Origin of the sequence: Actinoallomurus sp. CA-150999 (assembly GCF_050942425.1) — a bacterium.
In the GTDB taxonomy this organism is placed as follows: Bacteria; Actinomycetota; Actinomycetes; order Streptosporangiales; family Streptosporangiaceae; genus Actinoallomurus.
This window is the reverse complement of sequence record NZ_CP192063.1, coordinates 11532718-11558169: the sequence shown is the minus strand read 5'-3', so window position 1 is coordinate 11558169 and position 25452 is coordinate 11532718. Positions and strand designations below refer to the sequence as shown.

24 protein-coding genes and 1 pseudogene are annotated in these 25452 nt (G+C 68.7%); 11 read left to right on the top strand and 14 right to left on the bottom strand.

The features are described from left to right. Positions 1 to 47: 47 nt before the first annotated feature. The 3 genes from ACQP2O_RS53560 to ACQP2O_RS53550 form a co-directional block, all read right to left on the bottom strand. Entirely contained in the window at positions 48 to 536 is a 489-nt protein-coding gene (locus ACQP2O_RS53560) for a VOC family protein (RefSeq protein ID WP_433178254.1), read from the bottom strand. A 103-nt stretch (positions 537 to 639) separates the two neighbouring features. Next, positions 640 to 1374: an NIPSNAP family protein gene (locus tag ACQP2O_RS53555; RefSeq protein ID WP_433178253.1), complete on the bottom strand. Its 735-nt coding sequence runs from the start codon at positions 1372 to 1374 to the stop codon at positions 640 to 642. A 63-nt stretch (positions 1375 to 1437) separates the two neighbouring features. Continuing rightward, the gene (locus ACQP2O_RS53550) at positions 1438 to 1869 is read right to left on the bottom strand and encodes an Rrf2 family transcriptional regulator (protein ID WP_433178251.1); all 432 of its coding nucleotides are present in this window, start codon (positions 1867 to 1869) and stop codon (positions 1438 to 1440) included. A gap of 376 nt (positions 1870 to 2245) precedes the next feature. On the opposite strand from ACQP2O_RS53550, the gene ACQP2O_RS53545 reads away from it, so the two are divergent. The 4 genes from ACQP2O_RS53545 (at position 2246) to ACQP2O_RS53530 (ending at position 6167) form a co-directional block, all read left to right on the top strand. Beyond that, complete coding sequence (locus tag ACQP2O_RS53545) at positions 2246 to 3649, top strand: hypothetical protein (RefSeq protein WP_433178249.1); 1404 nt, start codon at positions 2246 to 2248, stop codon at positions 3647 to 3649. Between the two features lie 191 nt (positions 3650 to 3840). Further along, a complete protein-coding gene (locus ACQP2O_RS53540) occupies positions 3841 to 4431 on the top strand; it encodes a class I tRNA ligase family protein (RefSeq protein WP_433191516.1) in 591 nt (196 codons plus the stop codon). Positions 4432 to 4436: 5 nt separating this feature from the next. Further along, positions 4437 to 4847 carry a hypothetical protein gene (locus tag ACQP2O_RS53535; RefSeq protein ID WP_433191514.1) on the top strand — a complete coding sequence of 137 codons (411 nt, stop codon included), beginning with the start codon at positions 4437 to 4439 and terminating at the stop codon, positions 4845 to 4847. 273 nt (positions 4848 to 5120) lie between these two features. Next, positions 5121 to 6167, top strand: coding sequence for a hypothetical protein (locus tag ACQP2O_RS53530; protein ID WP_433178247.1), 1047 nt, complete (start codon positions 5121 to 5123; stop codon positions 6165 to 6167). 73 nt (positions 6168 to 6240) lie between these two features. Here the strand turns inward: ACQP2O_RS53530 and ACQP2O_RS53525 are convergent, their stop codons facing one another. The 5 genes from ACQP2O_RS53525 to ACQP2O_RS53505 form a co-directional block, all read right to left on the bottom strand. Next, positions 6241 to 7083 carry an NAD(P)H-binding protein gene (locus tag ACQP2O_RS53525; protein WP_433178245.1) on the bottom strand — a complete coding sequence of 281 codons (843 nt, stop codon included), beginning with the start codon at positions 7081 to 7083 and terminating at the stop codon, positions 6241 to 6243. A 13-nt stretch (positions 7084 to 7096) separates the two neighbouring features. Further along, positions 7097 to 7723: a TetR family transcriptional regulator gene (locus ACQP2O_RS53520; RefSeq protein WP_433178243.1), complete on the bottom strand. Its 627-nt coding sequence runs from the start codon at positions 7721 to 7723 to the stop codon at positions 7097 to 7099. 124 nt (positions 7724 to 7847) lie between these two features. Beyond that, positions 7848 to 8699: a DUF4097 family beta strand repeat-containing protein gene (locus tag ACQP2O_RS53515; RefSeq protein ID WP_433178241.1), complete on the bottom strand. Its 852-nt coding sequence runs from the start codon at positions 8697 to 8699 to the stop codon at positions 7848 to 7850. Continuing rightward, complete coding sequence (locus tag ACQP2O_RS53510) at positions 8696 to 9346, bottom strand: response regulator (protein ID WP_433178239.1); 651 nt, start codon at positions 9344 to 9346, stop codon at positions 8696 to 8698. The genes ACQP2O_RS53515 and ACQP2O_RS53510 overlap by 4 nt, the downstream gene beginning before the upstream one ends. Further along, the gene (locus tag ACQP2O_RS53505) at positions 9334 to 10599 is read right to left on the bottom strand and encodes a histidine kinase (RefSeq protein ID WP_433178238.1); all 1266 of its coding nucleotides are present in this window, start codon (positions 10597 to 10599) and stop codon (positions 9334 to 9336) included. Before ACQP2O_RS53505 ends, ACQP2O_RS53510 begins: the two co-directional genes overlap by 13 nt. 133 nt (positions 10600 to 10732) lie before the next feature. Here ACQP2O_RS53505 and ACQP2O_RS53500 point away from each other — a divergent pair, with 133 nt between their 5' ends. Continuing rightward, entirely contained in the window at positions 10733 to 11203 is a 471-nt protein-coding gene (locus tag ACQP2O_RS53500; RefSeq protein WP_433178236.1) for a hypothetical protein, read from the top strand. A 342-nt stretch (positions 11204 to 11545) separates the two neighbouring features. Here ACQP2O_RS53500 and ACQP2O_RS53495 read toward each other — a convergent pair whose 3' ends face one another. Beyond that, positions 11546 to 11998, bottom strand: a complete 453-nt coding sequence (locus ACQP2O_RS53495) for an ATP-binding protein (protein WP_433178234.1) — start codon at positions 11996 to 11998, stop codon at positions 11546 to 11548. A 686-nt stretch (positions 11999 to 12684) separates the two neighbouring features. Between ACQP2O_RS53495 and ACQP2O_RS53490 the strand changes: the two genes are divergently transcribed. The 3 genes from ACQP2O_RS53490 to ACQP2O_RS53480 all read left to right on the top strand — a co-directional run bounded on the left by ACQP2O_RS53490 (position 12685) and on the right by ACQP2O_RS53480 (position 15185). Beyond that, complete coding sequence (locus tag ACQP2O_RS53490) at positions 12685 to 13440, top strand: VOC family protein (protein ID WP_433178232.1); 756 nt, start codon at positions 12685 to 12687, stop codon at positions 13438 to 13440. Positions 13441 to 13537: 97 nt separating this feature from the next. Then, a complete protein-coding gene (locus ACQP2O_RS53485) occupies positions 13538 to 14401 on the top strand; it encodes a helix-turn-helix transcriptional regulator (RefSeq protein ID WP_433178230.1) in 864 nt (287 codons plus the stop codon). Positions 14402 to 14447: 46 nt separating this feature from the next. Next, positions 14448 to 15185: a hypothetical protein gene (locus ACQP2O_RS53480; protein WP_433178228.1), complete on the top strand. Its 738-nt coding sequence runs from the start codon at positions 14448 to 14450 to the stop codon at positions 15183 to 15185. Positions 15186 to 15190: 5 nt separating this feature from the next. On the opposite strand, the gene ACQP2O_RS53475 is transcribed toward ACQP2O_RS53480, so the two are convergent. Next, the gene (locus ACQP2O_RS53475) at positions 15191 to 16234 is read right to left on the bottom strand and encodes a PucR family transcriptional regulator (RefSeq protein ID WP_433178226.1); all 1044 of its coding nucleotides are present in this window, start codon (positions 16232 to 16234) and stop codon (positions 15191 to 15193) included. A gap of 360 nt (positions 16235 to 16594) precedes the next feature. On the opposite strand from ACQP2O_RS53475, the gene qcrB reads away from it, so the two are divergent. Further along, positions 16595 to 18283 (top strand): cytochrome bc1 complex cytochrome b subunit, encoded by a 1689-nt coding sequence (gene qcrB, locus ACQP2O_RS53470; RefSeq protein ID WP_433178224.1) that lies wholly within the window; start codon positions 16595 to 16597, stop codon positions 18281 to 18283. Positions 18284 to 18296: 13 nt separating this feature from the next. Here qcrB and ACQP2O_RS53465 read toward each other — a convergent pair whose 3' ends face one another. Further along, on the bottom strand, positions 18297 to 20501 hold the full coding sequence (locus ACQP2O_RS53465) for a protein kinase domain-containing protein (RefSeq protein ID WP_433178222.1): 2205 nt from the start codon (positions 20499 to 20501) through the stop codon (positions 18297 to 18299). Between the two features lie 114 nt (positions 20502 to 20615). On the opposite strand from ACQP2O_RS53465, the gene ACQP2O_RS53460 reads away from it, so the two are divergent. Next, positions 20616 to 21299 (top strand): SecDF P1 head subdomain-containing protein, encoded by a 684-nt coding sequence (locus ACQP2O_RS53460; protein ID WP_433178219.1) that lies wholly within the window; start codon positions 20616 to 20618, stop codon positions 21297 to 21299. A 218-nt stretch (positions 21300 to 21517) separates the two neighbouring features. Beyond that, positions 21518 to 21982 (top strand): annotated as a pseudogene (locus ACQP2O_RS53455) (tetratricopeptide repeat protein); the annotation flags it as partial. A gap of 11 nt (positions 21983 to 21993) precedes the next feature. Here ACQP2O_RS53455 and ACQP2O_RS53450 read toward each other — a convergent pair. From ACQP2O_RS53450 to ACQP2O_RS53440, 3 genes are all read right to left on the bottom strand, one after another. Then, complete coding sequence (locus ACQP2O_RS53450; protein WP_433178217.1) at positions 21994 to 23310, bottom strand: dihydrolipoyl dehydrogenase family protein; 1317 nt, start codon at positions 23308 to 23310, stop codon at positions 21994 to 21996. 14 nt (positions 23311 to 23324) lie between these two features. After that, positions 23325 to 24170: a hypothetical protein gene (locus tag ACQP2O_RS53445; RefSeq protein WP_433178215.1), complete on the bottom strand. Its 846-nt coding sequence runs from the start codon at positions 24168 to 24170 to the stop codon at positions 23325 to 23327. Between the two features lie 279 nt (positions 24171 to 24449). After that, positions 24450 to 25445, bottom strand: coding sequence for an aldo/keto reductase (locus ACQP2O_RS53440; protein WP_433178213.1), 996 nt, complete (start codon positions 25443 to 25445; stop codon positions 24450 to 24452). Between the last annotated feature and the right edge of the window lie 7 nt (positions 25446 to 25452).

Genomic DNA, 25452 nt, shown 5'->3' with positions numbered 1-25452 from the left:
GGATTTCCGTCGTCCAACGACGAAAATCCTCGGCATAGGCGGGCTGCTTAGAACTCCCGTCCCGGGAAGAAGTCGGCGCCTTGGACGTACTCCATCGCCTCGGTGAAAGCCGGGTCGCTGAGGCGTTGGTGCATCTGCTGCGGACTGACGTCCTCGATGCGGGTTTGAATCCACCACAGGTTGCCCAGCGGGTCGCGGACGCGCCCGACGCGGTCGCCGAAGAACAGGTGGGTGACCTCGGTCACCGACGTGCCGCCTGCCGCGACGGCACGCTGGTGAACGGCATCAGCGTCGTCGACGTAAAGGCGCAGGAAGCCGGGCGTCGGCGGCCAGTCGGGCTTGGCGTCGAACATCATGACGATCGAGTCCCCGATCCGTACCTCCGCGTGCCCGATGCTGCCGTCATCGCTCAGAACGCGGGCGAGTTCCTCGGCGTCGAACGCCTTCTCGACGTAGTCGATGAGCTGGGCCGTGTCGCGAGAGATGATCCAAGGCGTCACGGTCGTGTAGCCCTCTGGAATCGGTTTGACGGCCATGAGGATGCCTCCTGGAATGCGATGCGATCAGGTGGCACAGACGTTAGATCCCGTGTAGGCCAGCTTCTGGCCTACACGGGATGAATAGGTCTGGCCAGGACCGTCAGCGCAGGAGGGAGCGGGCGGTCGGGGTCAGCGTCAGTCGCTGCGGCTCACCCGTGATCGTCGCCGACAGGTGCGGCAGCACCTGCTCGTGCCAGGCTCGGGAATGCTCCAGCCGCCGAAGGTGAGCGGTGAGATCGGCCTGGTCGGCGAACCGGGCGAACCACACGAAGACGTTCTCGCCGGTGCGTACGGGCAGGGCGGGGTAGGTGTTCTCGGCGTGTTCGGTCTGCAGGCACGCGAGCGGCGTGGCTCCGGTCTCGGCCAGCACCGGCCGCACCTGGTGCGTGAAGAAGTCCGCGAACTCCTGATCGAAGGGCCGGTCGCGGTGGTAGATGGTCGCGACGGCGAGCGACGACGGCGCCTCCGTGTGCCCGATCGGGGACCGGGACGCGGTGGGCGCGGGAAACCCGGACCGCTCGTCCACCGGCCGTAGCAGCAGCACGTCCGAACTGTCGATCATCGTGGCGTTGGCCGAGTCCCGATGAGCCGCCCATATCGGGCCGCCGTAGAAGGCGCGGAGGGCGGCTTCCCGCTGGTGCATGTCCGGAAAGCCGCGCAGCCAGACGAACCGATCGGCGGCGTCCACGTCGCGGAACTGGCCCATCAACTCCATGCCGGTCGCCTCCTGGGACTCGACGAACTCCCGCTCGAAGAGGTCGATCAGGACGTCGCGCTTTCCGTCGTGCAAGGTGTACTGCCGCAGCTCCACGACGCTGGATCGGGCACCGTTCATCGGGCTCCTTCTGTAACTGGTTTTATTACATTTCGGCCGCGTCGGATCCGCCGACATCGATGCTCACTTCGCCCGCAAGGTCTCGCGGAGCACGTCGGCGATCGATGTGCGGCCGAGTTCGCGTCGTAGGGCCTGCTCGGCGCCCCCGTAAACGGGCCCGAGTGCCGGCCGGATGCCCCTGCCGACCGGGCACTCCAGGTTCGGCTCGGTGCGATGCAGCCCAAAGAGCGGCTCCCGCTCGACCGCGTCGTACACCTCGACGAGAGAGATCTCCTCGGGCGGTCGGGTCAGGCTCCAGCCGGCGCCGGCACCGTGGCGGACGCTCACGAGTCCCGCCCTACGAAGATCTCCCAGACTGCGCCGGATGATCACCGGATTGGTGTTGACGCTCGCGGCCACCTGGTCGGAGGTCAGCTCATCGCGCCCTTGCCGCTGGGCCAGTGCCATCCACGCCAGGGCATGAACGGCGATCGTGAGTCGGCTGTTCGCCGCCATCGCACCTCCTGTAACAAGGAATGTTACAGCTGAGCTCGCCGACGATACTCCCGGATCAACACGCCCACGGCAGCAGGCACCGCAGGCCGCGCTGACCGGGTGAGCAAGGCGGTGCCCTTGGCCGCGGCGCTGTATTTCCACCATCGGGTAATGCCGCGACTCGACGAGATTTCTCTACATTGTGGAGCGTCCGGGGGCAAGGGGGGACTCGCTGCGAATGATGGGATATGCGTAGATGCGTGCGTTGACGCCGCTAGTGGTGTCGGGGGTTTTCCTGCTCGGCGCGTCGGCTTGTGGCACGGCGGACCGGCCGACTCGAGCAACGGCGGACGTGTCCACCGGCTCGGCTGCCTCACCGGGATGTGATGGGGTCGCCGTGGGACCGGCGCGGGAGGTCGTCTCGGTCGCCGACCGTGCCCGGCTGGGACTGGACGTTTGGCCTGACACGGCTCTGGGCGTATTGAACGACGGAGGCGGCAAGTACCGATTCTTCGCGACCGGTACGCCCGGCTCGCGGCCTCCGCAGAAGGTCATCGTCACAAGTGGGACGCTCAATGACCCGGTGGCCGGTGGCGTCCGGAGCACCCAAGCCGTCGCCGGCATACCGAGCGGCTACGACTATGCGGGTGGTGGCCCGGTCTTCCGCGATACCCGAAGCGGGCAGGTGCTGGAGATGCTGCACCTTGAGCGTCCGTACGGGAATGACCCGTCGAAGTTCTACACCGAACTGCACCTTGGGCGTGTCGATCCGAAGACGGGAAAGGCGGTCCGGCTCGGCGAAATCGTGCGGCCGCACGTTGATTTCGCGACTGCGAAGCGGACACAGGCCACGATCGATCTCGGCGCGCCCTCGTTCAGCGTCACGAAGGTCGGTACGACCTCATACCTCTATGTCTACTTCGCGGACGCCTCGGCCGACGGATCAGGACACATCGCCTTCACGGGACTGTCGGTGGCACGTGCACCGCTCGCCTCGGTGCTGGCCGCGGCCAAACGAGGAAAGGTGACCGCGTGGCACAAGTACGCGGGCGGCAAATGGACGCAGCCGGCGCTGGGCGGCGCGTCCATGGACATCAACGCGGGCCGGCCGATGGCCTGGGCGCCGGATGTCGCCCGCGGCAACGGACGTACGATCATGGTCGCCGGCGAGTCACCGCACGAGATGGTCCTGTCCACTTCGGCGAACGGTGTGAGCGGATGGTCCGCGCGCCATCCGCTGTGGCGTGACCCGGATTCCTTCGACGCCTACCCGACCATCGTCGCGGCCAGCGGCGCGCCGAACGCGCCCGGCACCACGTTCTTCGTCTACTACACCCAGTGGCAGAGCACGAGCCCGGACTGGTCGAAGGCCCGGCTGATGCGGCGGACGGTGCGATGCACGAAAGGAACGCCCGCGACCGATATCGCCCTGGTCCGCTACAGCAACGGGGCGCGGCATCAGGTCACGACCGGACCGGCCCCCGCCGGCTACCACGAGGAAGGGCGTTGGTACCTGCGCTCCGCCCAGGAGCCGGGCACCGTTCCGCTGTACGGCTGCCGTAACGGACAAGACGACCAGTTCCTCTACAAAGGGGCGGACTGCGGCGGCTCGCAGTACGCGATCCTCCAGACGGAAGGCTGGATTCACACCACCCGGCCGGCAGGTCCATCCGTGCCTCTCTACCGGTGCCACATCGCCGGGATCGGAGATCACTTCGTCTCCGTGCGTGCGGACTGCGAGGCGCCCGGAAACGCGAGCGTCACTCAAGAGGGCCTGCTGGGATACGCACTCACCCGTTGATCGGCGAGGAATCCGTGGACGGCCTTGATGACCATTCGCCGGCGGAAATCGCCGTGCGTCACGGGGCCGCGGGCCGTACGGTGGGGGCATGAACACGTCCGTAGGTCAGGTGATGATGCGCCCCGCGCGGGGCCGCTGACGCTGACGGACGTTCGATTCCGAGGCCCTGATACCGGGGCCTCGATCCGTGTCTGCGCATCGGAGTCCCGGCTCTCCCGGAGGTTCCGAACCGCCGCCGTGGTGACCAGGTCAGATTCCAGGCCGGCACCGATGACAACGCGCTGAAGAACGTGCAGGCCGCCGAACAGGCCGGTGTCCCGGTCCAGGAGTTCGTCGACCGGAACGCGGAGGCGTTCGTGGCGTTGCACCGGCCGCTGACGCTCTCGGTCGACGACATCGTGCACACCAGCCGCGATCCGCGGCATCGGATCGGTGTCGAGCGGTTCTGGCGGGCGTGCGAGGCCGCAGGCGACCTCTACCGCAAGCACTACGAGGGCCTGTACTGCGTCGGATGCGAGCAGTTCTACACTCCCGCCGAACTCGACGACGGCCGCTGTCCCGAGCACGGGACCGCGCCGCAGCGGGTCGCCGAGGAGAACTGGTTCTTCCGGCTGTCCCACTACGCCGGTCGCCTCCACGACCTCATCGAAAGCGGTCGCCTGCGCATCGAGCCGGCCGAACGCCGGAACGAGGTCCTGACGCGGACTTCACCCACGACCGGCTCATCGCGCGCGCCGACGACGAACTCGCCAATGGCATCGGCAACCTCGTCAACCGGGTGATCGCGATGCTCCACCGGTACCGCGACGGCCGCCCGCCCGTGCACCCCGGCGACCGCTCGGCCGACGAGGTGGTCGCGGCGTGCGAACGAGCACCGGTGCTCGTCGACGCGGCGCTCGACTCGTTCGACTTCCGGGCGGCGACCGGGGCCGTCCGGGCGGTCGCCGACGCGGCCAACCGGTTCATCAACCGGGTCCGTCCGTGGGAGCTCGCGCGCGCCGAACGGGCCGGTGACCGCGGCGCCGCCCGGGATCTCGACGCGGCCCTGGCGGTGTCGCTGAGCGCGTGCCGGACGCTCGGCGAGCAACTGTCGCCGTTCCTGCCGGACGCCGCGGATCGCATCGCCCGGCAGTGCACGGCGGTCGACGGCCGGGTGCCCGCGCCGTCGCCGGTCTTCCCGAGACTCGCTGGTCCGTGATCGGCGCCGGCCGACGGCGTGCCGCCGGCCGCGCCCCGGTCAGCCGGTGCCCGTACGCAGGCCCGTGCTTCGGCGCCGAGCGTGTCCGGCCCGACCCGCGACGACTCCGGCGAAGGAGACGAACCCTAATCGTGATCTGAAGATCGCGACCCGCCGGCTGCTATGGTCTCTCCCCATCAAGATCAACTTGGTGGACGGAGCCACTTGAAAATAGGAAGAAAATCGGTCGTACTCGCTTCAGCCGGCCTGGGAGTCGGCCTTGTCGCCGTCGGTGTGGCCACAGCAGTCACCCGTGAGCACGGTGCCGCCGCACCTGTCGCGGCAACGGTCGCGACGCCGAGCTGGCGGCTCGCGCAGGCCAACGCGTACAGCGGCATGGATTCGGTCAGCGGCATCACCTCGGCTGCTAATGGCACCATGTGGGCGGTCGGAAATCTGGTCAGCCAGCGTAAGCCGTTGCTGCAGCGGCTCACCGCAAAGGGCTGGACCCAGGTGAGTATTCCGACGAGCATGTCGCAGGTTCAGCTGACGGCCGTCGGCGCGAGCTCGGCATCTGATGTCTGGCTCGGTGGGAGTCCGTGGGGAACAGGTCACCCTGTGCTCCACTGGAATGGAAGCAAATGGACTTCCATGGCCCTCCCCGGCTCGTTCTTCATACCCGAATCGATCGCGGCGCTGAGCCAGAAGAACGTCTGGATGGCCGGCTCCCAGAATTACGCCAAACGATGGAACGGTTCGGGCTGGCGCGACTATCCTCTGGGGATCAGGTCACGCCAGATCAAGGCGTACTCGGCCACCGACATCTGGGCGGTGGGGACCGGTAGCCAGACGGAAGGACAGCCGGCCATCTCCCACTGGAACGGGTCGGTGTGGAAGAGGATGGCCTTCCCCAAGATCTCAGGCATCGTCGCCACCGAGATGGCCCCCGCCCTCAATGACGTCGAGGCGTACTCGGCGAAGGATGTGTGGGCCGTCGGTTCGATCCCGGTGAAGGATAGCGCCGGCAAGCTCGCGTCCCGATCGCTGCTCGCCCACTGGAACGGCACCAGATGGGCGACCGCGCTCGGCAAATACGGAACGTCGTACTCGCAGATCGAGCGTGACGGAAGCGGCGGGATCTGGATCCAGTCGGGGAGCACGGAGCTGCGGCACCGCAGCAAGAGCGGCGCCTGGACCACGTACCGTCTGGCCATCTCGGCAGGGAAGAGTGGACATGTCTACGGCCTGGCGCACCGCGCCGGCACGAAGACGGTGTGGGCCGTCGGCATGACCTACACCGCGAACAACAACGGCGACGGAGCATACTGGCGCAACGACTGAGCGTCACGTGGCCGCCCCTGGTGGGCCATTCAGGGCGGCCACGAAGTCATTTGGTCATCTGGGGGCTGCGGCGTCAGGACCGGAAGTCGTCGGCGTGGTCCCGGGCCCACTGGGCGAAGGTGTGCGCGGGGCGTCCGGTGACCTCCTCGACGATCGTCGAGGTCTCGGCCGGGGTGCCGTTTTGGGCCGCCCACACGCGCAGGAAGGTCTCGACGCCGATCGCGGGCATGGTCTTACCCATCTGCTCCCGCGCCTCCTCGACGGAGATCACTTCGAAGCGGACGCCACGGCCGATCGCGGCGCCGACCTGCTCGACCTGCTGCCGCAGGGTGAGCGACTCCGCGCCGTAGACGGTGTACGCCCGCTGCCGGTGGCCCGGCTCGGTCAGCGCCGTGACCGCGAGCGCGGCCATGTCCTTCTCGTGGATCGGGGCGGTCTGCGCGTCCGGGTACGGGTTGCGGACGACGCCCTCGTCCCGGATCGACCGCTGCCACCACCACAGGGTGTTGGTGGCGAACATCCCCGGGCGGATGAACGTCCAGTCGATGCCGGATCGCTCGAGGGCCTCCTCGACGATGCGGTGCTGCCGGGCGATCGGGTTCTGCTCGGCGCCGGGGGCAACGACCGCCGCCGACGACAGCAGCACCACATGCCGTACGCCCGCGGATCGAGCGGCCTCGACGAACCCCGCGATGCCGTCCGGCTTGGTGTAGAGGAACACCTTGTCCGCGCCCTCCAGTGCGGTGGGCAGCGTCTCGGGCCGTTCCAGGTCGGCCGCCACGACCTTCATCCGCGGTGGCAGACCCGCGGCGTCGGGGGTCCGGCTGGTGGCGCGCATCTGCTCGCCGGCGGCGAGGAGACCGTCGGCGACATGCCGGCCCACGTTTCCCCGGGCACCGAAGACGACCGTGACCATATCGAGGACCTTCCTATTCTTCGGCTCCGCCGAGGAGCCTGGTCAGTTGACGGTGGAGCCGCTGCCGGGTCTCGGGTGCCAGCGGATCGTCGCCCAGGATGTCCCGTACGAACTGCGGCATCGCGATCGGCGCGAAGATGACGGCATAGGCGACCAGGAGCGCGAACTCCGGCTCGATCGCGTCGGTGACCTCGCCGGCTTGCTGGCGCAGGCGCATCTTCTCCACGGAGGCCGCCAGCCTGGACCGCTGGGCCTCCGCGTGGCGTTCGCCCTCCTCGGCGTCGGTGAAGGGGCAGTCGCCCAACGCCTGCCAGACCGCCAGCCGGGCCCAGTCGGGCCGGTCGAGCGTCGCGTCCAGGTACGCGCCGATCGACTCGTCGAAGGACGCGTCGGGGGCCGCGATCGACGACTCGACCCGCTGCCATCGCCGACGCAGCTCCTCCAGCAGGCCCTGCTTACCGCCGAAGTAGTACGAGATCAGCTGCTGGTTGACGCCCGCCCGCGCGGCGATCCCGGCGGTGCGCGCGCCCGCGTACCCCTTGGCCCCGAACTCGGCCACGGCGGCGTCGAGGATCCGCTCGCGCGTCTGCTCGGCCGCCTTACCGCGATCCTCGGGCTGCGGCGCCCTCCGTGTCGGCATGATCGGGACAGTAGTCAATCAAGTAGATGAATGACAAGCGTCAATCGAATGATTGAGCCATTGGGACAGACCCGCCTCGGGGCGGGGCGGGGCGGGCGAGCGGAGCGGACCTCCCCGCCCCCCGTCAGGGTTTCGGATACTGCACGTTGGCGCTTCCGGAGGAGCTGCGCACGTCGATGTGGCGGTCGGAAGCGTTGTCCTCCAGACCGGGGGAGACGTCCGGCCGGCCGAACGACGACCCACCGGTCACCCGGTAGCGCTGCCCCCTCGGCACCGTGATCGTGATGGAACCGGAGCTCGCCTGCGCCTTGACGTCCCGAGGGGCCTCCTGGAACTCCAGATCCATGGCTCCGGACGAGAGCTGGGCGTCCACCTGGGACGACCTGAGGCCGGTGGCGTGGATCACGCCCGAACTGGTCCGCGCCCACACGGGTCCCGCCAGCCGGTCCATCGACACGACACCGGAGCTGGTCTGCAGCCGTACGGCGCCCGTGAGCCCATGGGCGCCGACCGTTCCGGACGAGGACGTCGCCTGCAGCGTGACCCCGGCGGGGACCTGAACGTCGAGCTCGACGCTGCACTCCAGGCTGCTGAAGAGCTCGCTCCCCGGCCCGCACACGGACTTGAGGTGGAGAGTGGTGCCGTCCCACCGCTGTTCGATGTGCGGTTTGTTCAGCGCCCACTTCAGAGTCTGGTTCACGGTCACCTGCCCGGCGGGCCCGGCGGTGGCCTCGACGTCGCCGGCGCCCACGTCCACCACCAGTGCCGTGATCGGATGGGAACCGGACATGATCTGGCTGCGGTACGTCTGGCGGATCAGCCGCCCCCAGATCTGCACGCCGTTCGGCACGACCACCACGAACGCGGTCAGCGCCGCGACGGTCAGCCAGAGGCCCTTGCGGCGCGGGCGCTGCGGGGGCGCCTCGGCGGCGGGTTCCCGGGTCGGGGTCTCCGCGAGACCGGGTGACGCGCTCATGATCCACCCTCCAGGAACCGGAGTACGGCGAGGACCCGGCGGTGGTCGGCGTTCGCGCCGCCCACCAGGCCGAGCTTGGCGAAGATGTTGTTGATGTGCTTGGCGACGGCGCTCTCGCTGACCACCAGACCCTCGGCGATGCCGCTGTTCGAGCGCCCTTCGGCCATCAGCGCCAGCACTTCCCGCTCGCGAGGGGTCAGGCTCTCGAGCGGGTCGTTCTGCCGCCGGACGAGCAGCTGGGCGACGACCTCCGGGTCGAGGGCGGTGCCGCCGGCGGCGACGCGGCGCAGCGCGGCCAGGAAGGAGGAGACGTCGGCGACCCGGTCCTTCAGCAGGTAGCCGACGCCGCTGGTGTTGGCGGCGAGGAGGTCCGCGGCGTACCGCTCCTCGACGTACTGCGACAGCAGCAGCACGGCGACGTCCGGCCACTGCCGGCGGATGACCAGCGCCGCCCGTACGCCTTCGTCGGAGTAGCCGGGAGGCATCCGCACGTCCGTGATCACCGCGTCGGGCCGGTGCTTCTCGACCGCGGCGAGCAGACCGTCGGCGTCCCCCGAGGCGTCGGCCACCTCGAACCCCGACGTCTCGAGCAGCTTGATCAACCCGGCCCGGAGCAGGACGGAATCCTCAGCGATCACAATACGCACGGCAACTCCACGGTGATGACGGTCGGCCCACCGACCGGACTGATGATCCGGAACGTACCGTCGACCGACGCGACGCGCTGCCGCAGCCCGTTGATGCCCGTGCCGCCCGAGGGGTCGGCGCCGCCGATCCCGTCGTCGGTGACGGTCATCCGCAGGACGTTCCTGTGGCGGGTCAGCACCATCTCGACATGGGAGGCGCGGGCGTGCTTGGTGACGTTGGTGAGAGCCTCGGAGGCCACGAAGTACGCGACCGCCTCCACGGTAGGCGCGGGGCGTTCGGGCACGTCGACCCGCAGCTTCACGGGGAGCGGCGTACGGGCGGCGATGCCCGACAGCGCGGCGTCGAGCCCCCGGTCGTCGAGGACGGCCGGGTGCAGGCCCCGGACGACGTTCCGCAGGTCGGTGAGGGCCTCCTTGGCCTCCGTGTGCGCCTCGGCGATCACCTGCATCGCGTTGTCGGGCACACCAGTGAGCGTCTCCTTGGCCAGTCCGAGGTTCATCGCGAGCGAGACGAGCCGCTGCTGTACGCCGTCGTGCAGGTCGCGCTCGATGCGGCGGCGTTCGGCGTCCGCGGCGTCGACGACGCCGGCCCGCTTCTCGGCGAGGTCCTCGACCTGTCGCTCGAGTACCTCGGCGCGGCTCGGGCCGAGCAGGGCCCGCGCGGCGCGGGCGTCCAGCCGCGCGACCAGCACGGCCACGGCGGGCGTGACGAGCAGGAGGAGGATGCCGCCCGTGGTCATGAGGGTGGCCGCCCTGTTGTGGGCGGGGAGCGCGAGCGCGCTGTACGACGGAAGAGTCCACGCGTACGCGTAGAACAGCGCCATCGCGAATCCGGCCGCCCACATCACGATGACGAGCAGGCCGCCCAGCCCGAAGACGGGCCCCGCCAGCGTGTGGTACGCCAGTTGCCGCCACGTCGCCGGGGAACGGAGGAAGGCCCGGATGTCGCGCCCAACGCGGGTCGGCGGGGGGACATCGATGCCGAGCACACTCCAGAACCGGCTCCTCTGCACGGCGGTCAGCGGCCTTAGCAGAGGGAGCGGCAGGAGGACGGAGATCACGAGGGCGAGCCACCACCCCGGCCCGTCCGCCGCCGGGACCGTTGTCCACGGCACCGCGAACGCCGACAGCACGACGAGGTGGACGGGAACGCCGGCCGTCACGAAGGCCGTGTTCCGCCACGCGCCACGCGACAACGGAAGGTAGTCGGTCCATCGAGGGGAGGCGCGGCGCTGTGGGACCGCTTGTGTCATGAGAAGACCCTAATCGGGCCGGTTTCCGGCACGCCATGAAGCAAACTCCCGATCAAAGGTGAAGCCAGTACCACCTCCAAGTCGGAAAGCGGCGTGACTGACGGTGACGCGGCTGATCGCCAAGCTATTGACCATGGTCACCAGCACGATCAGCCCGCCCGTCGCCCCGGCGAAGCGTCCCCTCCCCACACCGAAGCGAGCCTCGGCGTCCCCGACCCGAACCCGCCCGCGGTGGCCGGCCCGCCTGGGCTTCCTGTTCATCGGTGCCGGCCTGGCGCTGGTGCCCTGGCTGTTCGTACTGGCCTCCAGCCTCCCCGCCACCGCGACCGCCGCACACTGGCCGATCGCCTGGGTGGGCCTGGACACCCTGGAAGCGCTCGCCCTGATCACAACCGGCGTACTCCTCACCCGACGTGACCCCCGCGGGAGCCTGACCGCGATCGTCACCGCGACCCTGCTGACCGCGGACGCGTGGTTCGACGTCTCCACCGCCGCACCCGGCGCGGACCAGATCACCGCGGTGGCGATGGCGGTCTGCCTGGAGATCCCCCTGGCCGTCCTGTGCACCGTCCTGGCCCTCCGCACCCTGCCCCGCCACTCATGAGGGTCAGCCGGTGGACTCCGCCTGAGCGCTCGTGGTCGGCGGGGGCGGACGCGGATCCTGCGGTCGTGGTTCAGCGCGGCGGCATGTCGTCACCGAACCCCGGCCATCTCGTGTCAGGGGCGTTTAACCAAACGAAAAATCCTTCAACCTGAATGAACATCCCAGAGAGCGCACCCTCGGCCCCGAGCGATACCTAGGTCCCGGGTCAGGTCGCATCGAGGCGATGCCAGTCCTGGGCTACGGCTGTCAGCCGTGCCGAGTGCGCCCGTGTGGACGGCGACCGCGTCTTGTGCCCCTGCAGGCCCAGCACAGCCGCGAAACTAGGGGCGGGCTGCGAGACGCTCACCTCTTAACCTCCGCCCAGGCCACGCGGCCTTCACTTGACACTTCGTCTCCCATGTCGTCGGCGAGCTGGTCGACGATGTACAGACCCCGACCGAAATCGGCGGCCTCTTCGGGCTTCCAGACATCGGGCGCCGTCTGGCGGGGCCCTCGGTCGCGCACCTCAAGGCGGACCTTCTCCCGACTTACCGTCACGCGCAGGTGGATGTCCCCACCGTCGGCCGCCGTGGAATGCCGGACGCAGTTCGTCGTGTACTCGCTGCCGATGATCTCCACGCGGTCGCGAATGTCCTGGGGAAAGTCCCGGAGGACTTCCTGTATCCAGTGCCGGACCTGGGGCACTACGGACGGCGAACCAGCACCCTCCGCCTTGAAGACCAGCGCGGGAACGATCGTGATGGTGATCCAGCGGACGTACTGGACGGAGGAGCGGCCAGTGGAGACGGCCGACATCGTCGTACCAGTCGATCGCTATGAACTGCTGTACGTCATCCCCGTTGAGGGCGAATAAGCCGCGGGTGTAATTGATCTTTAGCAGGGCACGGGTCAGGTTGCTTCCGGGCGCGTTCTCGCAGGATGGTTCGTGACGCGTTCCTGGAAGTCCGGCAGGGTGCCAAGGCCTCGAAGGCCTCACCAGAGCGGATTACGGGACTCTTTTCTATCCGGGGGAGCTGACCTCGTCCTGCGCTGTCCCGCCACCCGGGAATTTTGCCGCCTGAGCGTAAACCGCAGAACAAGTGCCCTCGCCCGTCGGCGGCATTCAGGCGTTATGCCGGATCCGGCTCCGGTCGCAGTCCGCCCCACCCAGGCGACCAACGTTGGCTGACGCGGCGCCATGGAGCCCTGTCCGGGGGCTGCGTCCGCAGCCTCCAGCCGCAGGATGTCACCATCCCTGCGGCGATCTTGTCTCAATCGCGCCGTTCAACGTCAAAGATCCTGTTTGCCCTGGTCAAACGCATGCGGCAGGCCAAGGTGGCCCTCCGGGTACTAGTTACAAGGAGGCATGGAGAGGCGGTCCGTGGGCCCTCGGCCCTTGTTTGAATCGATACCAGCGAACGGGCGCAAGGCGGAGAGCCGTATGAGTCCCGATCGTGGTATCTGAATCCGTCTTCCGTTAGGGATCATTAGGAGTGTTCGCGATGTATCACGTTGCTGTTTACTTCGATGTCAAGCCTGGTCATGTCGATGAGTTCATCGCGGCCGCGCAGCAGGATGGGCGTGACTCGGGCGCCAACGAGTCGGGGACTCTGCGGTTCGAGCTGATCGCCGACGAGAACAACCCGAACCGGTTCTACCTGAATGAGGGCTACGAGAGCCTCGAGGCGTTCAACTCCCATGCCGAGGGCCCGTACTTCAAGAAGTTCTTCGAGATCATCACGCCACTCGTCGAGGGTGGTGCGCCGACCTGGCTCATCCGCGGCAACCGCGTGCAGGACCAGCCGCAGGCGCAGGTGGCCGTCGTCGGCGGCAGCGCACTGGCCTTCCGCTACGCCGACCACGTCGCGCTGCGGGTCGACGACTACGACGAGTCGCTCGCGTTCTACACCGGCAAGCTCGGCTTCGAACTGGTCAAGGAGTGGACGCTGGGCGATGCGGTGCCCGGTGTGCGGTTCGCCTACGTCCGGCTGGGCGAGTTCGAGATCGAGCTGATCGGAGACGGGCAGCCCAAGGCTGTCGCGGAGCAGAACGACCTCGGCGACCACCTCGCACGCAGCGGATACATCCACCTGTGCCTGCGCGTGGCCGACCTGGACAAGAGTGTCGAGGAGCTGCGAAGCCGTGGGGTCACCGTCTTCGCCGAGCCGTTCGTGGTCGACCCGATCGGCCAGCGGCTGGCGATGATCAAAGACAACAGCGGCAACGTCATCGAGTTGGCCCAAGCCGTCGCCGCCTGACCGACCCGGCTCGCGGACAGTAACAGCAGGTCAGACAGGTACTGCCAGGGTCACCCTGGAGCGGTCGGACCGGCGTCGGCAGCGCCACACTGGGATTATGGATCGCAGCAAGGAGATCGCTGACTTCCTCCGCAGCCGGCGCGCCACGATCAGCCCGGACCAGGCCGGGCTTGCCTCCGACGGGCGCGTCCGCCGCGTCCCGGGCCTGCGCAGGGAGGAAGTCGCACGCCTGGCGGGGGTCAGCACCGAGTACTACACCCGTCTGGAACAAGGACGCGCCGGCAACCCCTCCACCGAGGTCGTCGAGGCCCTGGCCCGGACCCTCCAGCTCGACCCGTCCGAACGCGAGCACCTCACTGACCTACTGCTGCCTGGCCCTCACGTAGGACGCCGCACCCCCAACCAACCCCAGCGGGTTCGGCCCGGCCTGTACCTGATGCTGGAAACGCTGAGTCACGTGCCGGCGTTCATCCTCGGAAGACGCACCGACGTGCTGGCCTCCAACCACCTCGCCAGGACCGTCCTCACCGACTTCGAAGCCCTGCCGGCCACCCGGCGTAACCTCGCCCTCTACTACCTCCTGGATCCCCAAGCCCGCGAACGCGTCGGCGACTGGGACAAGATCGCCGCAGAGACGGTGGCCATCCTGCGGCTGGAGGCCGCTCGTTACCCGGGCGACCGCCGGCTCGCCGACCTGATCGGAGAACTCACCCGGCACTGCCCCGAGTTCTCGACATGGTGGAACGACCACAAGGTCCTGCGCCGTACCCACGGCGCCAAGCACTACTTCCACCCGGTCGTCGGCGATCTCCACTTCTCGTACGAGTCGTTCCAAGTCCCCGGCGACACCCAGCAGACACTGTGCGTCTACAACGCCGAACCCGGCTCCGACACCGCCCAGGCACTCCAACTCCTGAGCAACTGGACCGCACCCCAGATCACCACCCCACCCACTCACTGACAGCCCCGTCGGTCGACCGGTTCGTGTCTCAGGTGAGGATGGCGCTGTGACAGCCGTTCCGAGCGAGCACTGCATCTACGCGGACCCGAATACGGTCTCTCTCGAGTTCGTGGACGAAGACGACGACGGGCGGCCGGGCTGGGCGGCGGCGCGACGGGCCGTGCTCGCGATGACGGAGCTGTGCCGTGATCTTCTCCAGCCTCTGGATTTCGGGCTGACAGCGCACTTCATGGACGAGTACGGCATGTATCGTCCCGACGATCATCCGCCCCGTTGGCACTGGTACCTGCGACGGACAAACCAACCCCCGCATGTTCGGCCGGCGGCCATGTACGTGGACGAGGAGTCGTTGGTCAGCGACGTCATCGATGAGTCGGCGATGCTCCACGTCGTGGACCAGGTCCTTGGTCGGCCTTGTACCGCTCCGCCCGGATGCCTGCTGACCTGGACGGAGATGTATGTCCGCTCAGCGCGTGTCCGGTTCCCCGACTCGATGCGGAGTGGCATCGAGGACCACTTCGTCGTCGATGACTTCGACAACAAGCGACGGGGTGTACGGGTGCCGCTCATCGAGGAGGACGACGCCGTCTGGATCGAAGGTCCGAGATACCCGTTCCTCGTCTCTCCGATCAGCTTCCGAGTTCTCAACGGCGGTGTGTGCGGGCTCGACCTTCGGCTTCAGGTGAGCCTTTCGGTGTGGTGGCGCGAGGAGACGCCGGGGCGGGCGTTGCTCGATGATGCGCTGCACCGCCTGCGCTGTCTTGGCTGGCAGCGGACATGGTGACGCGGTCAGCGGCGGAGGCTGATCACCTGGCCTTCCGGTGTCTCGCTCGCCCGTCCGGTGCCGGACAGCAGGGCCCGGGCGCGTAGCACGATCTCTAGCTCGAAGCGCAGGTCGGGGTCTTGCAGCCGCTCGCCGAACAGGTCGTCGAGCTGGCGTAGCCGGTAGCGCACCGTCTGCGGATGGACATGGAGCCGGACCGCGACCTCGTTGGCGTTGCGTCCCGCCTGCAGCCACGCCAGCAGCGTCTCCGCCAGCCGGTCCTGCTGGCTTTGCCGCAGGTGGGCCAGGGGGGCGAGCTGCCGCGCGGACAGGGCCGCGAGCAGTCCCTCGTCCTGGAAGAGGATCAGCGTGGACATGTGCTCGGCGCACCGTACGACGTTGTCGTCGGCGACGACGCCGCGGCGTACGAGGTCGAGGCCCTGCCGGGCCCAGCGCATCGACCGGGACACCTCCGACAGCCGTACGGTCGGGCCGACGACGGCGACCCAGTCGGTCAGGGCGGCGTCGAGTTGGCGGGCGCGGCCCGGCCCGTCGGGGTCGGGGACGATCAGGCAGGGCTTCGAGCGGCCGAGGTCGGCCAGGATGTCGGGCGGCAGCGCCGGCCGGCCGACGCCCTGCCGGCGTTCGTAGAGGGCGACGGCGGCGACCGTACGGGGGACGGGCCAGCGGGCGACGCGGGCGAGTTCGATGATGTCCTCGGCGGAGGCGGGCGGCCGGGCGAGGAGCAGGTTGACGAGGCGGCTGCGGCGGCGGGTGAGCTCGCCCGCCACGGCGGCCTCCGCCTGGGCGTAGCCCTCGGCGGCCGCGGCGGCGACCTCGTCCTGGATGAGCATGACCGTCTCGCCGAGCGCGCACAGCGATTGCGGGGAGAGCCGGAGGGAATCGAGGTCGGCGGAGATCCGGCGCCAGACGGTCAGCCCGGCGACGCGGATGGCCATCTGGAGCGTGTCGAGGGCGCGCCCTTCGCGGGCCACGCTGTGGCCGATTCCCCGGAAGAACTCGGCGACCTGCTCGGCGGACGCCTCATCGTCGGTGACACGTCTTAACACCTCATCGATGACCCGGTCGACGGCCGAGCGGATGACCGCGGCGAAGGCGTCATCCCAGCGGCGGGCGTACTCGGGGATCCGGCGATGGATCTCCTCGGTCATCTCGTCGGCCAGCCCTCGTCTGACCTCGGCGGCGAGTCGGGGTGGGATGGATGCCCACGGCCGCCCCTCGTTCGTCACACGGAACCCTCCCCCCAGCCCATGGCTGCGATCGAAAGTTACCGTCGCAAGTGACGAAATGCACCAATTGTTCCAAAAGTGGCCAAGCCAACTCCGTTGCGTGATGAACGGGGAAGTACTACAAGTGGTAGAGGACCGATAGCCGAGGCGGTCGGGGGGCCGCCAGAGCGGAGTGCGGCGATGGCGACTGCGCCCAGACCACTGGCCAACGCGGGCCGAGCGGTAGACGAACGCTTCGGCGGCGCGCGTTTCCTGTCCAAGGCGATGCGGAAGGTCTTTCCCGATCATTGGACCTTCCTGCTCGGCGAGATCGCGATGTACTGCTTCTTCATCATCATCGCGACCGGCGTCTTCCTGACCTTCTTCTTCAAGCCGAGTTCGCACGACGTCATCTACAACGGCCACTACATGCCGCTGCGCGGCGTCACGATGAGCGAGGCGTACGAATCGACGCTCCGCATCAGCTTCGACGTGCGCGGCGGACTGCTCATGCGGCAGATCCACCACTGGGCGACGATCGTGTTCCTGGCGTCGATCGTCGCGCACATGCTGCGTAACTTCTTCACCGGCGCTTTCCGTAAGCCGCGCGAGGTCAACTGGCTGATCGGCGTGACGCTGTTCATCCTCGTCCTCCTGAACGGCCTGTTCGGCTACTCCCTCCCGGACGACCTGCTGTCCGGCACCGGCATCCGCATCCTCGAAGGCGTCCTGCTGTCCCTGCCGCTCGTCGGCTCGTACCTGTCGTTCTTCCTGTTCGGCGGGGAGTTCCCGGGCAACGAGATCATCCCCAGGCTGTTCACGATCCACGTCCTGCTCATCCCGGGCATCCTGCTGGCGCTGCTCCCGCTGCACGCGGTCGTCCTCACCTGGCGGCAGACCCACACGCAGTTCCCCGCCAAGGGCCGCACGAACCGGACCGTTCAGGGCAAGCCGTTCTGGCCCGTCTTCATCGTCAAGACGTCGGCGTTCTTCATGTGGGTGTTCGGGTTCGTCACGTTGCTGGCGACGTTCTTCCAGATCAACCCGATCTGGCTGTTCGGCCCGTACGAGCCGGGCAGCATCAGCGCCGGTTCGCAGCCCGACTGGTACATGGGATTCCTCGAGGGCTCACTGCGGATCATGCCGGCCTGGGAGATCAACGCGTTCGGGCACACGCTGCCGATGAACGTCATCGTCCCGGCGCTCGTCGTGCCGGGGGTGCTGTTCACCGGCCTGGCCATCTACCCGTTCCTCGAACGCTGGGTCACCCACGACTACGAGATCCACCATCTCCTCGACCGGCCGCGCGACGTCCCGGCGCGCGTCGGCATCGGCATGGCCGGCGTCGTCTTCTACGCCGTCCTGTGGCTGGCCGGCGGCAACGACATCATCGCCAAGACGTTCGAGATCCCGCTGTTCACCACCACGTGGATCTTCCGGATCGCCGTGATCGTCGGGCCGATTCTCGCGTTCGTCATCTCCCGGCGGATCGCCCTCGGCCTGCAGCACCGCGACCGCCACATGCTCGAACACGGCGTCGAGACCGGCGTCATCAAACGACTGCCCAACGGCGAGTACGTCGAGGTCGAGCGCCCGGTCGACGAAGAGGAGGCCGCGGTGGTCATGGCCCGCCGCGTGCCGCCCGCCCGGCCGCTGCTCGAACTGCAGCCCGACGAGCACGGCGTGCTGTCCAAGCAGGCCCGCCGCCCGACGGCCCGCGTCAAGGTCAAGCTCAACCACGTCTACCGCGACGTCGTCGACCTGCCGCACACCGCGCGGATCCGCACGGACGACGGGCAGGAGAAGCACCTGGCCATCACCTCCGGCGACGGCCATGGTGCGGAGACACGGCCGGCCGAGGAAAAGGAGAGAGCCGGACACTCGGACTGAGCCTCGTGGCAGGTCATCCGGTCCAGGACGCGAGTTTCGTGCCCGAACGCGCGTTCCACACCACGCCATTGTGGCCGTCCGCCGCGACGAGCCTGTCTCCGTCCGCGCTGAACTCCATGGCGCTCGGGCCGCCGACGGCGCCCTTGAGCCTCATCACCTTCTGCTCCTTGGTGACGTTCCAAATCTCGATGACACCATCGGTGTCCGGGTCGGGGACGGCGAGCCTGCTCCCGTCCTGGCTGAAGGCCCGCGCGTTGATCACCGAGGAGCCGTTGACGGCTAGGCTGCCGGTCTGGCGATGTGAAGCGACGTCCCAGATCTGCAGGTGTGTGTCTTCTTCGGAGAAGATGACCTTCTTGCCATCCGGGCTGAGGGCCAAGCCGTACTCCCAGCTGGAACCCGGCCATGCGGCCACCTGATGGTTGTTCTCGATGTCCCAGACGATGATGCCATCGTCGTCGTTATTCCCGAAGGCTGAGTATCCGCAGGCCGCGTAGCGTCCGTTCGCGCTCAGCGCGGTGTCGCAGACGTCTTCGTTGTTGGGCAAGGTGATGGCGCCGCCGGCGGTATAAGTTCCGGTACCGGCGTTCCAGCTACCGAACTTTCCGCTCATGCCGAGAGCGCTGAGGGTGCGGCCATCGGCGCTGAACTGCAACGTGCCGACCGCATCGCCAAAATCGTCGATCTTGCGCTTCTTGTGTCCTCGGAGGTCCCAGAGGCCGGCCCCCTCTTCGGTGGCGACGGCGAGGGTCTGGCCGTCCGGGCTCAACGCCAGTGCATAGGTGTCCCCGTACGAGTTCGGAGACGCGCGGAAGCGCCACCGCAGTTTGCGGGACGCGGTGTCGTACACCCGGATCTCCGCGGACTCGCCGCCGAACGCGACGGTGTCCCCGTCCTGACTGATCGTCGCCTTCTGGAAGCCGCTGGGTTTCTCCGACGTGGTCGGCGTGGGTTCCGGCGACGTGGGCGGCGTGTAGACCGGCACGCTCGGGAGACCGCCGAATGAATCGGACGGGATCGGATTGACGCCGCTCGAAGCCGACCCGCCCGAAGAGATGTGGGTGAAGAGGTACAAGCCCAGGAGGAAGAGCGCGGCGACGACCGGCCCGGCCACGGCCCGTTTGAACCGCTGGGCGTCCGGCGAAGGACTCCGGGCGGGCAGATGATGCGGGGCGGGAGGCGCGGAGCGTACGCGATGGGGGCGCGGCGGAAGGGAAACGGGACCGGTGGCGGGCTTCGGCCCGGACGCGGGCGCGCCGGGTCCCGGCGACGTCGGCTTGGCCACGGACGGTGGCGGTGGAGCGGATCTTCCGGGATCCGGCCGGCCGGCACCCTTGCCCGTGTCCGGTGCGGCGATGACCGGCCTTCCCTGCACCGGTGACGCGCTGCCGTCGTCCTGGTTCAGGACTGCTTCCAGCCGTTCGGCCGTTTCCTCGGCGGTGGGGCGGCGTTGCGGGTCCTTGATCAGTAGTGCGGCGATCAGTGGTTTGAGGGGTCCGCCGTTGACCAGGGCGGGTGCTTCTTGGGTGAGGAGGGTGAGCAGGACGGTGGCGTGGTCGGGGCCTTCGAAGGGCGGCTTGCCCTCGACGGCGTTGAAGAGTACGGCGCCGAGTGACCACAGGTCGGCGGCGGGGCTGGCGGCGGCACCCTCGACCTGTTCGGGGGCCATGAACGCCGGAGTGCCCAGGACGTCCTCGAAGTCGTCGGCGCGTTCGCCGACGCGTTGGGCGACGCCGAAGTCGGTGAGGACGATTCGGCGGTCGGTGATGAGGATGTTGGCGGGTTTGAGGTCGCGGTGCACGATCCCGGCGGTGTGGGCCTCCCGGAGTGCGTCCAGGACCGCCGCGCCGATCTCGGCGACCCGCCGGTAGGGCAGGCGCACCTCCTCCCGCACGATGTCCGCGAGCGAACGGCCCTCGATCAACTCCATGACGATGACGGGAGAGCCGTCATCGATGACGTCGTGGATGGTCACGACGCCCGGGTGGTTCAGCCGCGCGGTGGCGCGGGCCTCGCGCAATGCCAGAGCGGTCAGTTCGGCACGTTCGTCGTCGTCCACGTCGGGCGGGAACAGCACCCGTTTAATGGCGACCTCGCGGTCGAGCATCTCGTCGTGGCCGCGCCACACGGTGCCCATGCCGCCCTGGCCGATGGCCTCGACCAGGCGGTACCGCCCGTTGATGAGTTCCTGCTCGTCGTCCGGCGTGCCGTCCACCATGATCACATCAGACGCGGGCCCACCCGCCGGGGTTCCGGGCAGGACACCGGCCTCGACCCGTGGCGCTCCGTGGTGTAGGACAAGGGCGAGATCACATCGCGTCCGGAGGAGACATTGGCCGAACAGCCCGGACCACCGCCGTACGGCCCTGTCGAGAACCCGGGCGCCGGGCCGTACGGACCGCCGGGACCTCTGGGCCCGCAGTCCTACGCTCCGCCGCCGTACGGACCCGGCCCGGGTCAGGGCTTCGCGCCGGGCCCGCCCCGGCGCGGCCGGGGTCCGCTCATCGCGGTCGTCGCCCTCGCGGCGGTCGTGCTGCTGGCCGGGGCGGCGACGGCGATCGTGCTCCTCACCGGGAACAAGGAGTCGACCCGGGCCTCGGGCGCGCTGAAGACGCCGATCCGGTTCCAGCAGGTCACCGCGGAGTCTCCGAGCCCGTGCTCGGGCGGCGGTGTTCCGGACGCCGACGGGCGGACGTGTTACCGGCTCGCCGAGGAGCGCAGCATGTCGGTGAGCCGGGTGAAGGTCATCATGGTGCAGGCCCCGGACCCCGCACACGGCAGCACGTCATGGGGGCTCCGCCTGGACCTGGAGCGCGCGGACGCCCAGGCGTTCGCGACGCTGAGCGCCACGGCGGCAGGGTCGCCGCAGCCCGGCAACAAGATCGCCATGATGGTCGGGGACAAGGTGGTCTCCGCGCCGATGGTCATGCAGGCCATCACCGGCGGCAGCGTCGAGATCAACGGAAGCTTCGACGAGCAGGCCGCCAAGAACCTCTTCCGCCGGCTCACCGGCTGACCCGGGTAGCGCCGATGGGGAGGCAGGTCTGATGACCGACGATCGTCGCTTCCAGGTCAATGCCGGACGAGACGCCTACACCGCCGGCCGAGACCTGAACCTCAATGTGCGGTTGTCCGACGAGGGCGAGTCTCGGCCGCCGCCGGATCAGCTTCCGTTAGACGTTCCGGCCTTCACCGGACGGGAGCGGGAGCTCTCCCGGCTGGCAGAAATACGACGAAGCGATCGCATGTTTTCAGACGGCCGCGCGCATCGCGACGCGAACACGCGACCGCGCCGGGGAGGGGCGCGCGTACGGCAACCTCGCGCAGACCTACAAGATGACCGGTCGCTTCGACAAGGCGCTGCACTTCCAGCAGAAGGCGGCCCGCCTGTTCCAGCAGCTCGGCGAGCGTCGGGAGGAAGCGATTGCGCTGATGACCCTCGCCCAGATCATCCGGGCAGGGGGCGATCTCGAGCAGGGGCTCGAATACTGCGAAAGAGCCCTGGTCATCTTCCGGGACCTGAACGACCGGCATCACGAGGGCGGCGTGCATCACACCATGGGAAACCTCTACATGATGCAAGGCCGCGACGATGAGGCCAGGGAGAGCTTTCGGAAGGCGATCGAGATCTTCGAAGACACCGACCCTCACTTCGCGGAGCAGACCAGGGCCATCGTCGAGGGACTACTCGGCCGGTAGCAGGCGGGTGGTCAGAGCAGGGCGGCCTCGATGGCGCGGTGGAAGGTCGGGTAGGCGTAGATCATGTTCCGGAGTCGCTCGACGGGGACCTCGCCGTGGACCGCCACCGCGAGCGCGCCGAGCACCTCGCCGCCGACCGGGCCGGCCGACGTCGCGCCGACCAGGAAGCCGTCGTGCTCGATGAGCTTGAGGAAGCCCTCGGCCTTGTGGATCCAGCCGCGGGCGGACACGGCGATGTCGGTGTGGTGGACGCGCACGTCCATGCCCTGCTCACGGGCCTGCTGCTCGGTCAGGCCGACCGCGCCGATCTCCGGGTCGGTGAACGTCACGCGCGGCACGGCGCGGTAGTCGGCGGGCGGGCCGTCCTGGCCGAGGATGTCCCGTACGACGATCCGCGCCTGGTACACCGACATGTGTGTGAACGCGCCCTTGCCGGTGACGTCGCCGAGGGCCCACACGCCGTCGGCGGCGCGCATCCGCTCGTCCGTGTCGACGAACCGGGCGTTCTCGTCCAGGCCGACGGCCGCGACGCCCAGGGCCTTCAGGTCCGTACGGCGGCCGGTGGCGACGAGCAGCCGCTGGGCGCGCAGGTCGCCGTTCAGGACGAACGCGTCGCCGTCGTGGCGGACGTGCTCGACCTTCGCGCCCGTACGGACCGCGATGCCCTCGTTCTCGAAGACCTTCTGCAGCAGCTCGCTGGACTCGGGCTCCTCCAGGGCGAGCAGCCGGGGCAGGGCCTCGACCACGGTCACCCGGCTGCCGAATCGGGCGAACACCTGGGCCAGCTCCACGCCGATCGCCCCGCCGCCCAGCACGATCAGCGATTCGGGGACCTCGGTGGTCTCGATCGCCTCCCGATTGGTCCAGTACGGGGTGTCGCGCAGGCCGTCGATCGGCGGGATCGACGGCGCGGTGCCGTTGGCGATGACGATGCCCTTGCGGGCGCGGAAGACCTGGTCGCCGACGGTGACCTCGTTCGGGCCGGTGATGCGGCCCTTCCCGCGTACGAGCGTGCCGCCCTTCCCGGTGAAGCGGTCGGCCGCGACCTTGTCGTCCCAGTTGTCGGTGGCCTCCCGCACCCGGCGTGCGACCGGCGCCCAGGACGGCCGGACCTCCGCGTCCCCGGCCATGCCCGGGATGCGGCGGCCCTCGGCCAGCAGGTCGGCCGCGCGGATCATCATCTTGCTGGGGATGCATCCCCAGTAGGGGCACTCGCCGCCGACGAGACGGTCTTCGATGCCCACCACCGCGAGCCCGGCCTCGGCCAGACTGCCCGCTGCCTCTTCTCCGCCCGGGCCGAGCCCGATGACGATGACGTCGACGTTCATGGCCCCATCTTTGCCTACCGGGACGTGCTCTCCCGTACGGCCTCGTCGTAGAGGTGCTTGACGTCGCCGTCGAAGTAGGAGCTGTAGGAGACGTCGTCCTCGTCGCCGCCTTCGTCGCGACCGCCGATCACGCCCACGACCTTTCCCACGCGGGTGTTCGGGTCGTAGCCGGTGAGCCAGGGGCTGCCGCTGGTGCCGGGGAAGTACCCGTTGCAGGCGAAGCGCACCTGGTAGGTGTCCTCCTTGGTCGTGGAGTTCACGCAGGTGATCGGCTTGTCGGACCGCATCGGGTAGCCGGTGACCCGTACGACGTTGCGGAAGCCGGCGTCGATGGCGAGTGTGTTCGCGCCGACGACGTCGGCGATGTTCTTGCCGTTCAGGGGTTCGAGCACCGCGAAGCCGACGTCGAGGTCCTCGTCGGAGCCGTTCGCCCAGCGGGTGTCGACGAGCTGCGTGCGGACCTTCCAGATCCCGTACGGGGCCTTCCCGTCGCGGTAGCCGGGGACGAACACCAGATCGCTGGCGTAGTCACTGTCCTTGCCACCGTGCAGGCAGTGCGCGGCGGTGATGATCATGTTGTGGTTGGGGCTGTCGACCGTGCTGGCGGTGCAGAAGTGGGTTCCCGAGGTGTCGTGGGAGAACAGCGCTCCGACCCGGCGGCCGTACACGGTGGCCTGGGCGGTCGGCGTGCCGCTCGGCGTCGGTGCGCTGGCGGCCGGTGAGGGAGTGGGCGCTGCGCTGGTGGTCGGGTACGGGTGTGCGGCCGGGCGATCGGCCGGGACCTTGGGTGTCGTCCCGGTTGCCGTGCCACAGCCGGCCAGTAGGACGATCACGCTCACCGAACACAACAATCTGCGCATCGCACCCCCCTTGCCGCGTTCTTTCCTTAGGGATAACTCCCGAAACTCTCCGCATCCTGGACGGTGGCTGTGAGGACTCTGGGTACGGCCGGGTGGCCCGTTCCGACAGCCGACCGGTCCGTGACCTGATCGTTATATAGATTAGCCGTGCCAGTGAACACCCTGGTCTGCGTCTTGGGTGACAGTCACCACACCCGTGCCGTGTCGCAGCCGCGCCCTATACGTCCATAAAGCCGGTTAAATCTACTTCGCACATTATTTGTCACCTTTTGCGCGGACTCAGTTCCCAACGCCCAGGTCGGACATGAACCTGGACGGGTACCGGTCGCCACGCGCCGAGCCCGGCGGCACCGCCCTCTCGATCTCGGCGAGGTCGTCGGCGGTGAGGTCCAGCTCGGTCGCGGGCAGCGCCTCGGCCAGCCGCTCGCGGGTGCGAGCGCCGACCAGCGGCACGATGTCCTCACCCTGTGCGGCCACCCAGGCGATGGCCAACTGCGCGACGGTGCACCCCTTGGTCTCGGCGACCCGGCGCAGGGCGTCCACGAGGGCGAGGTTGTGTTCCACGTTCCCGCTGGAGAACCGCGGGCTGAAGCCGCGACCGTCGCCGGGACCGGCGGTGCGCCCGGCGGACCAGTGCCCGGAGATGAGGCCTCGGCCGAGGACGCCGTACGCGGTCAGGCCGATGCCGAGCTCCCGCAGTGTGGGCAGGACGTCCGCCTCCACCGCCCGGGAGATCAGCGAGTACTCGATCTGCAGGTCGGCGATCGGGTGCACGGCGTGCGCCCGGCGGATCGTCGCCGCGTCGACCTCCGAGAGCCCGATGTGCCGTACGTACCCGGCGTCGACCATCTCCGTGATCGCACCCACCGTCTCCTCGATCGGCACCGCCGGGTCCAGCCGCGCGGGGCGGTAGATGTCGACGTGGTCGGTGCCCAGCCGGGTCAGCGAGTAGGCGAGGAAGTTCTTCACCGCCTCGGGACGGCCGTCCTGCCCGCCGAACTCAGGCCCCGGCCCCCGCAGCATGCCGAACTTGACGCTCAGCACGTAGCCGTCCCGATCCCGGCCGCGCAGCGCCTCGGCGAGCAGCAACTCGTTGTGGCCCATGGCGTAGAAGTCGCCGGTGTCGATCAGCGTGACGCCGGCCTCCAGCGCGGCGTGCACGGTGGCGATGCTCTCCGCGCGGTCGGCCGGGCCGTACGCGCCCGACATGCCCATCGCGCCCAGGCCCAGCGCGGAAACGGCCGGTCCGGTGCGGCCCAGGGTCCGTGTCTGCATCACGTTC

Bases quoted from the DNA above. Each gene is read 5' to 3' on its own strand.
- ACQP2O_RS53560 (WP_433178254.1), bottom strand. From the start codon at position 536: ATGGCCGTCAAACCGATTCCAGAGGGCTACACGACCGTGACGCCTTGG.
- ACQP2O_RS53555 (WP_433178253.1), bottom strand. From the start codon at position 1,374: ATGAACGGTGCCCGATCCAGCGTCGTGGAGCTGCGGCAGTACACCTTG.
- ACQP2O_RS53550 (WP_433178251.1), bottom strand. From the start codon at position 1,869: ATGGCGGCGAACAGCCGACTCACGATCGCCGTTCATGCCCTGGCGTGG.
- ACQP2O_RS53535 (WP_433191514.1), top strand. From the start codon at position 4,437: ATGCTCCACCGGTACCGCGACGGCCGCCCGCCCGTGCACCCCGGCGAC.
- ACQP2O_RS53525 (WP_433178245.1), bottom strand. From the start codon at position 7,083: ATGGTCACGGTCGTCTTCGGTGCCCGGGGAAACGTGGGCCGGCATGTC.
- ACQP2O_RS53520 (WP_433178243.1), bottom strand. From the start codon at position 7,723: ATGCCGACACGGAGGGCGCCGCAGCCCGAGGATCGCGGTAAGGCGGCC.
- ACQP2O_RS53515 (WP_433178241.1), bottom strand. From the start codon at position 8,699: ATGAGCGCGTCACCCGGTCTCGCGGAGACCCCGACCCGGGAACCCGCC.
- ACQP2O_RS53505 (WP_433178238.1), bottom strand. From the start codon at position 10,599: ATGACACAAGCGGTCCCACAGCGCCGCGCCTCCCCTCGATGGACCGAC.
- ACQP2O_RS53500 (WP_433178236.1), top strand. From the start codon at position 10,733: ATGGTCACCAGCACGATCAGCCCGCCCGTCGCCCCGGCGAAGCGTCCC.
- ACQP2O_RS53495 (WP_433178234.1), bottom strand. From the start codon at position 11,998: ATGTCGGCCGTCTCCACTGGCCGCTCCTCCGTCCAGTACGTCCGCTGG.
- ACQP2O_RS53490 (WP_433178232.1), top strand. From the start codon at position 12,685: ATGTATCACGTTGCTGTTTACTTCGATGTCAAGCCTGGTCATGTCGAT.
- ACQP2O_RS53485 (WP_433178230.1), top strand. From the start codon at position 13,538: ATGGATCGCAGCAAGGAGATCGCTGACTTCCTCCGCAGCCGGCGCGCC.
- qcrB (WP_433178224.1), top strand. From the start codon at position 16,595: ATGGCGACTGCGCCCAGACCACTGGCCAACGCGGGCCGAGCGGTAGAC.
- ACQP2O_RS53465 (WP_433178222.1), bottom strand. From the start codon at position 20,501: ATGGTGGACGGCACGCCGGACGACGAGCAGGAACTCATCAACGGGCGG.
- ACQP2O_RS53450 (WP_433178217.1), bottom strand. From the start codon at position 23,310: ATGAACGTCGACGTCATCGTCATCGGGCTCGGCCCGGGCGGAGAAGAG.
- ACQP2O_RS53445 (WP_433178215.1), bottom strand. From the start codon at position 24,170: ATGCGCAGATTGTTGTGTTCGGTGAGCGTGATCGTCCTACTGGCCGGC.
- ACQP2O_RS53440 (WP_433178213.1), bottom strand. From the start codon at position 25,445: ATGCAGACACGGACCCTGGGCCGCACCGGACCGGCCGTTTCCGCGCTG.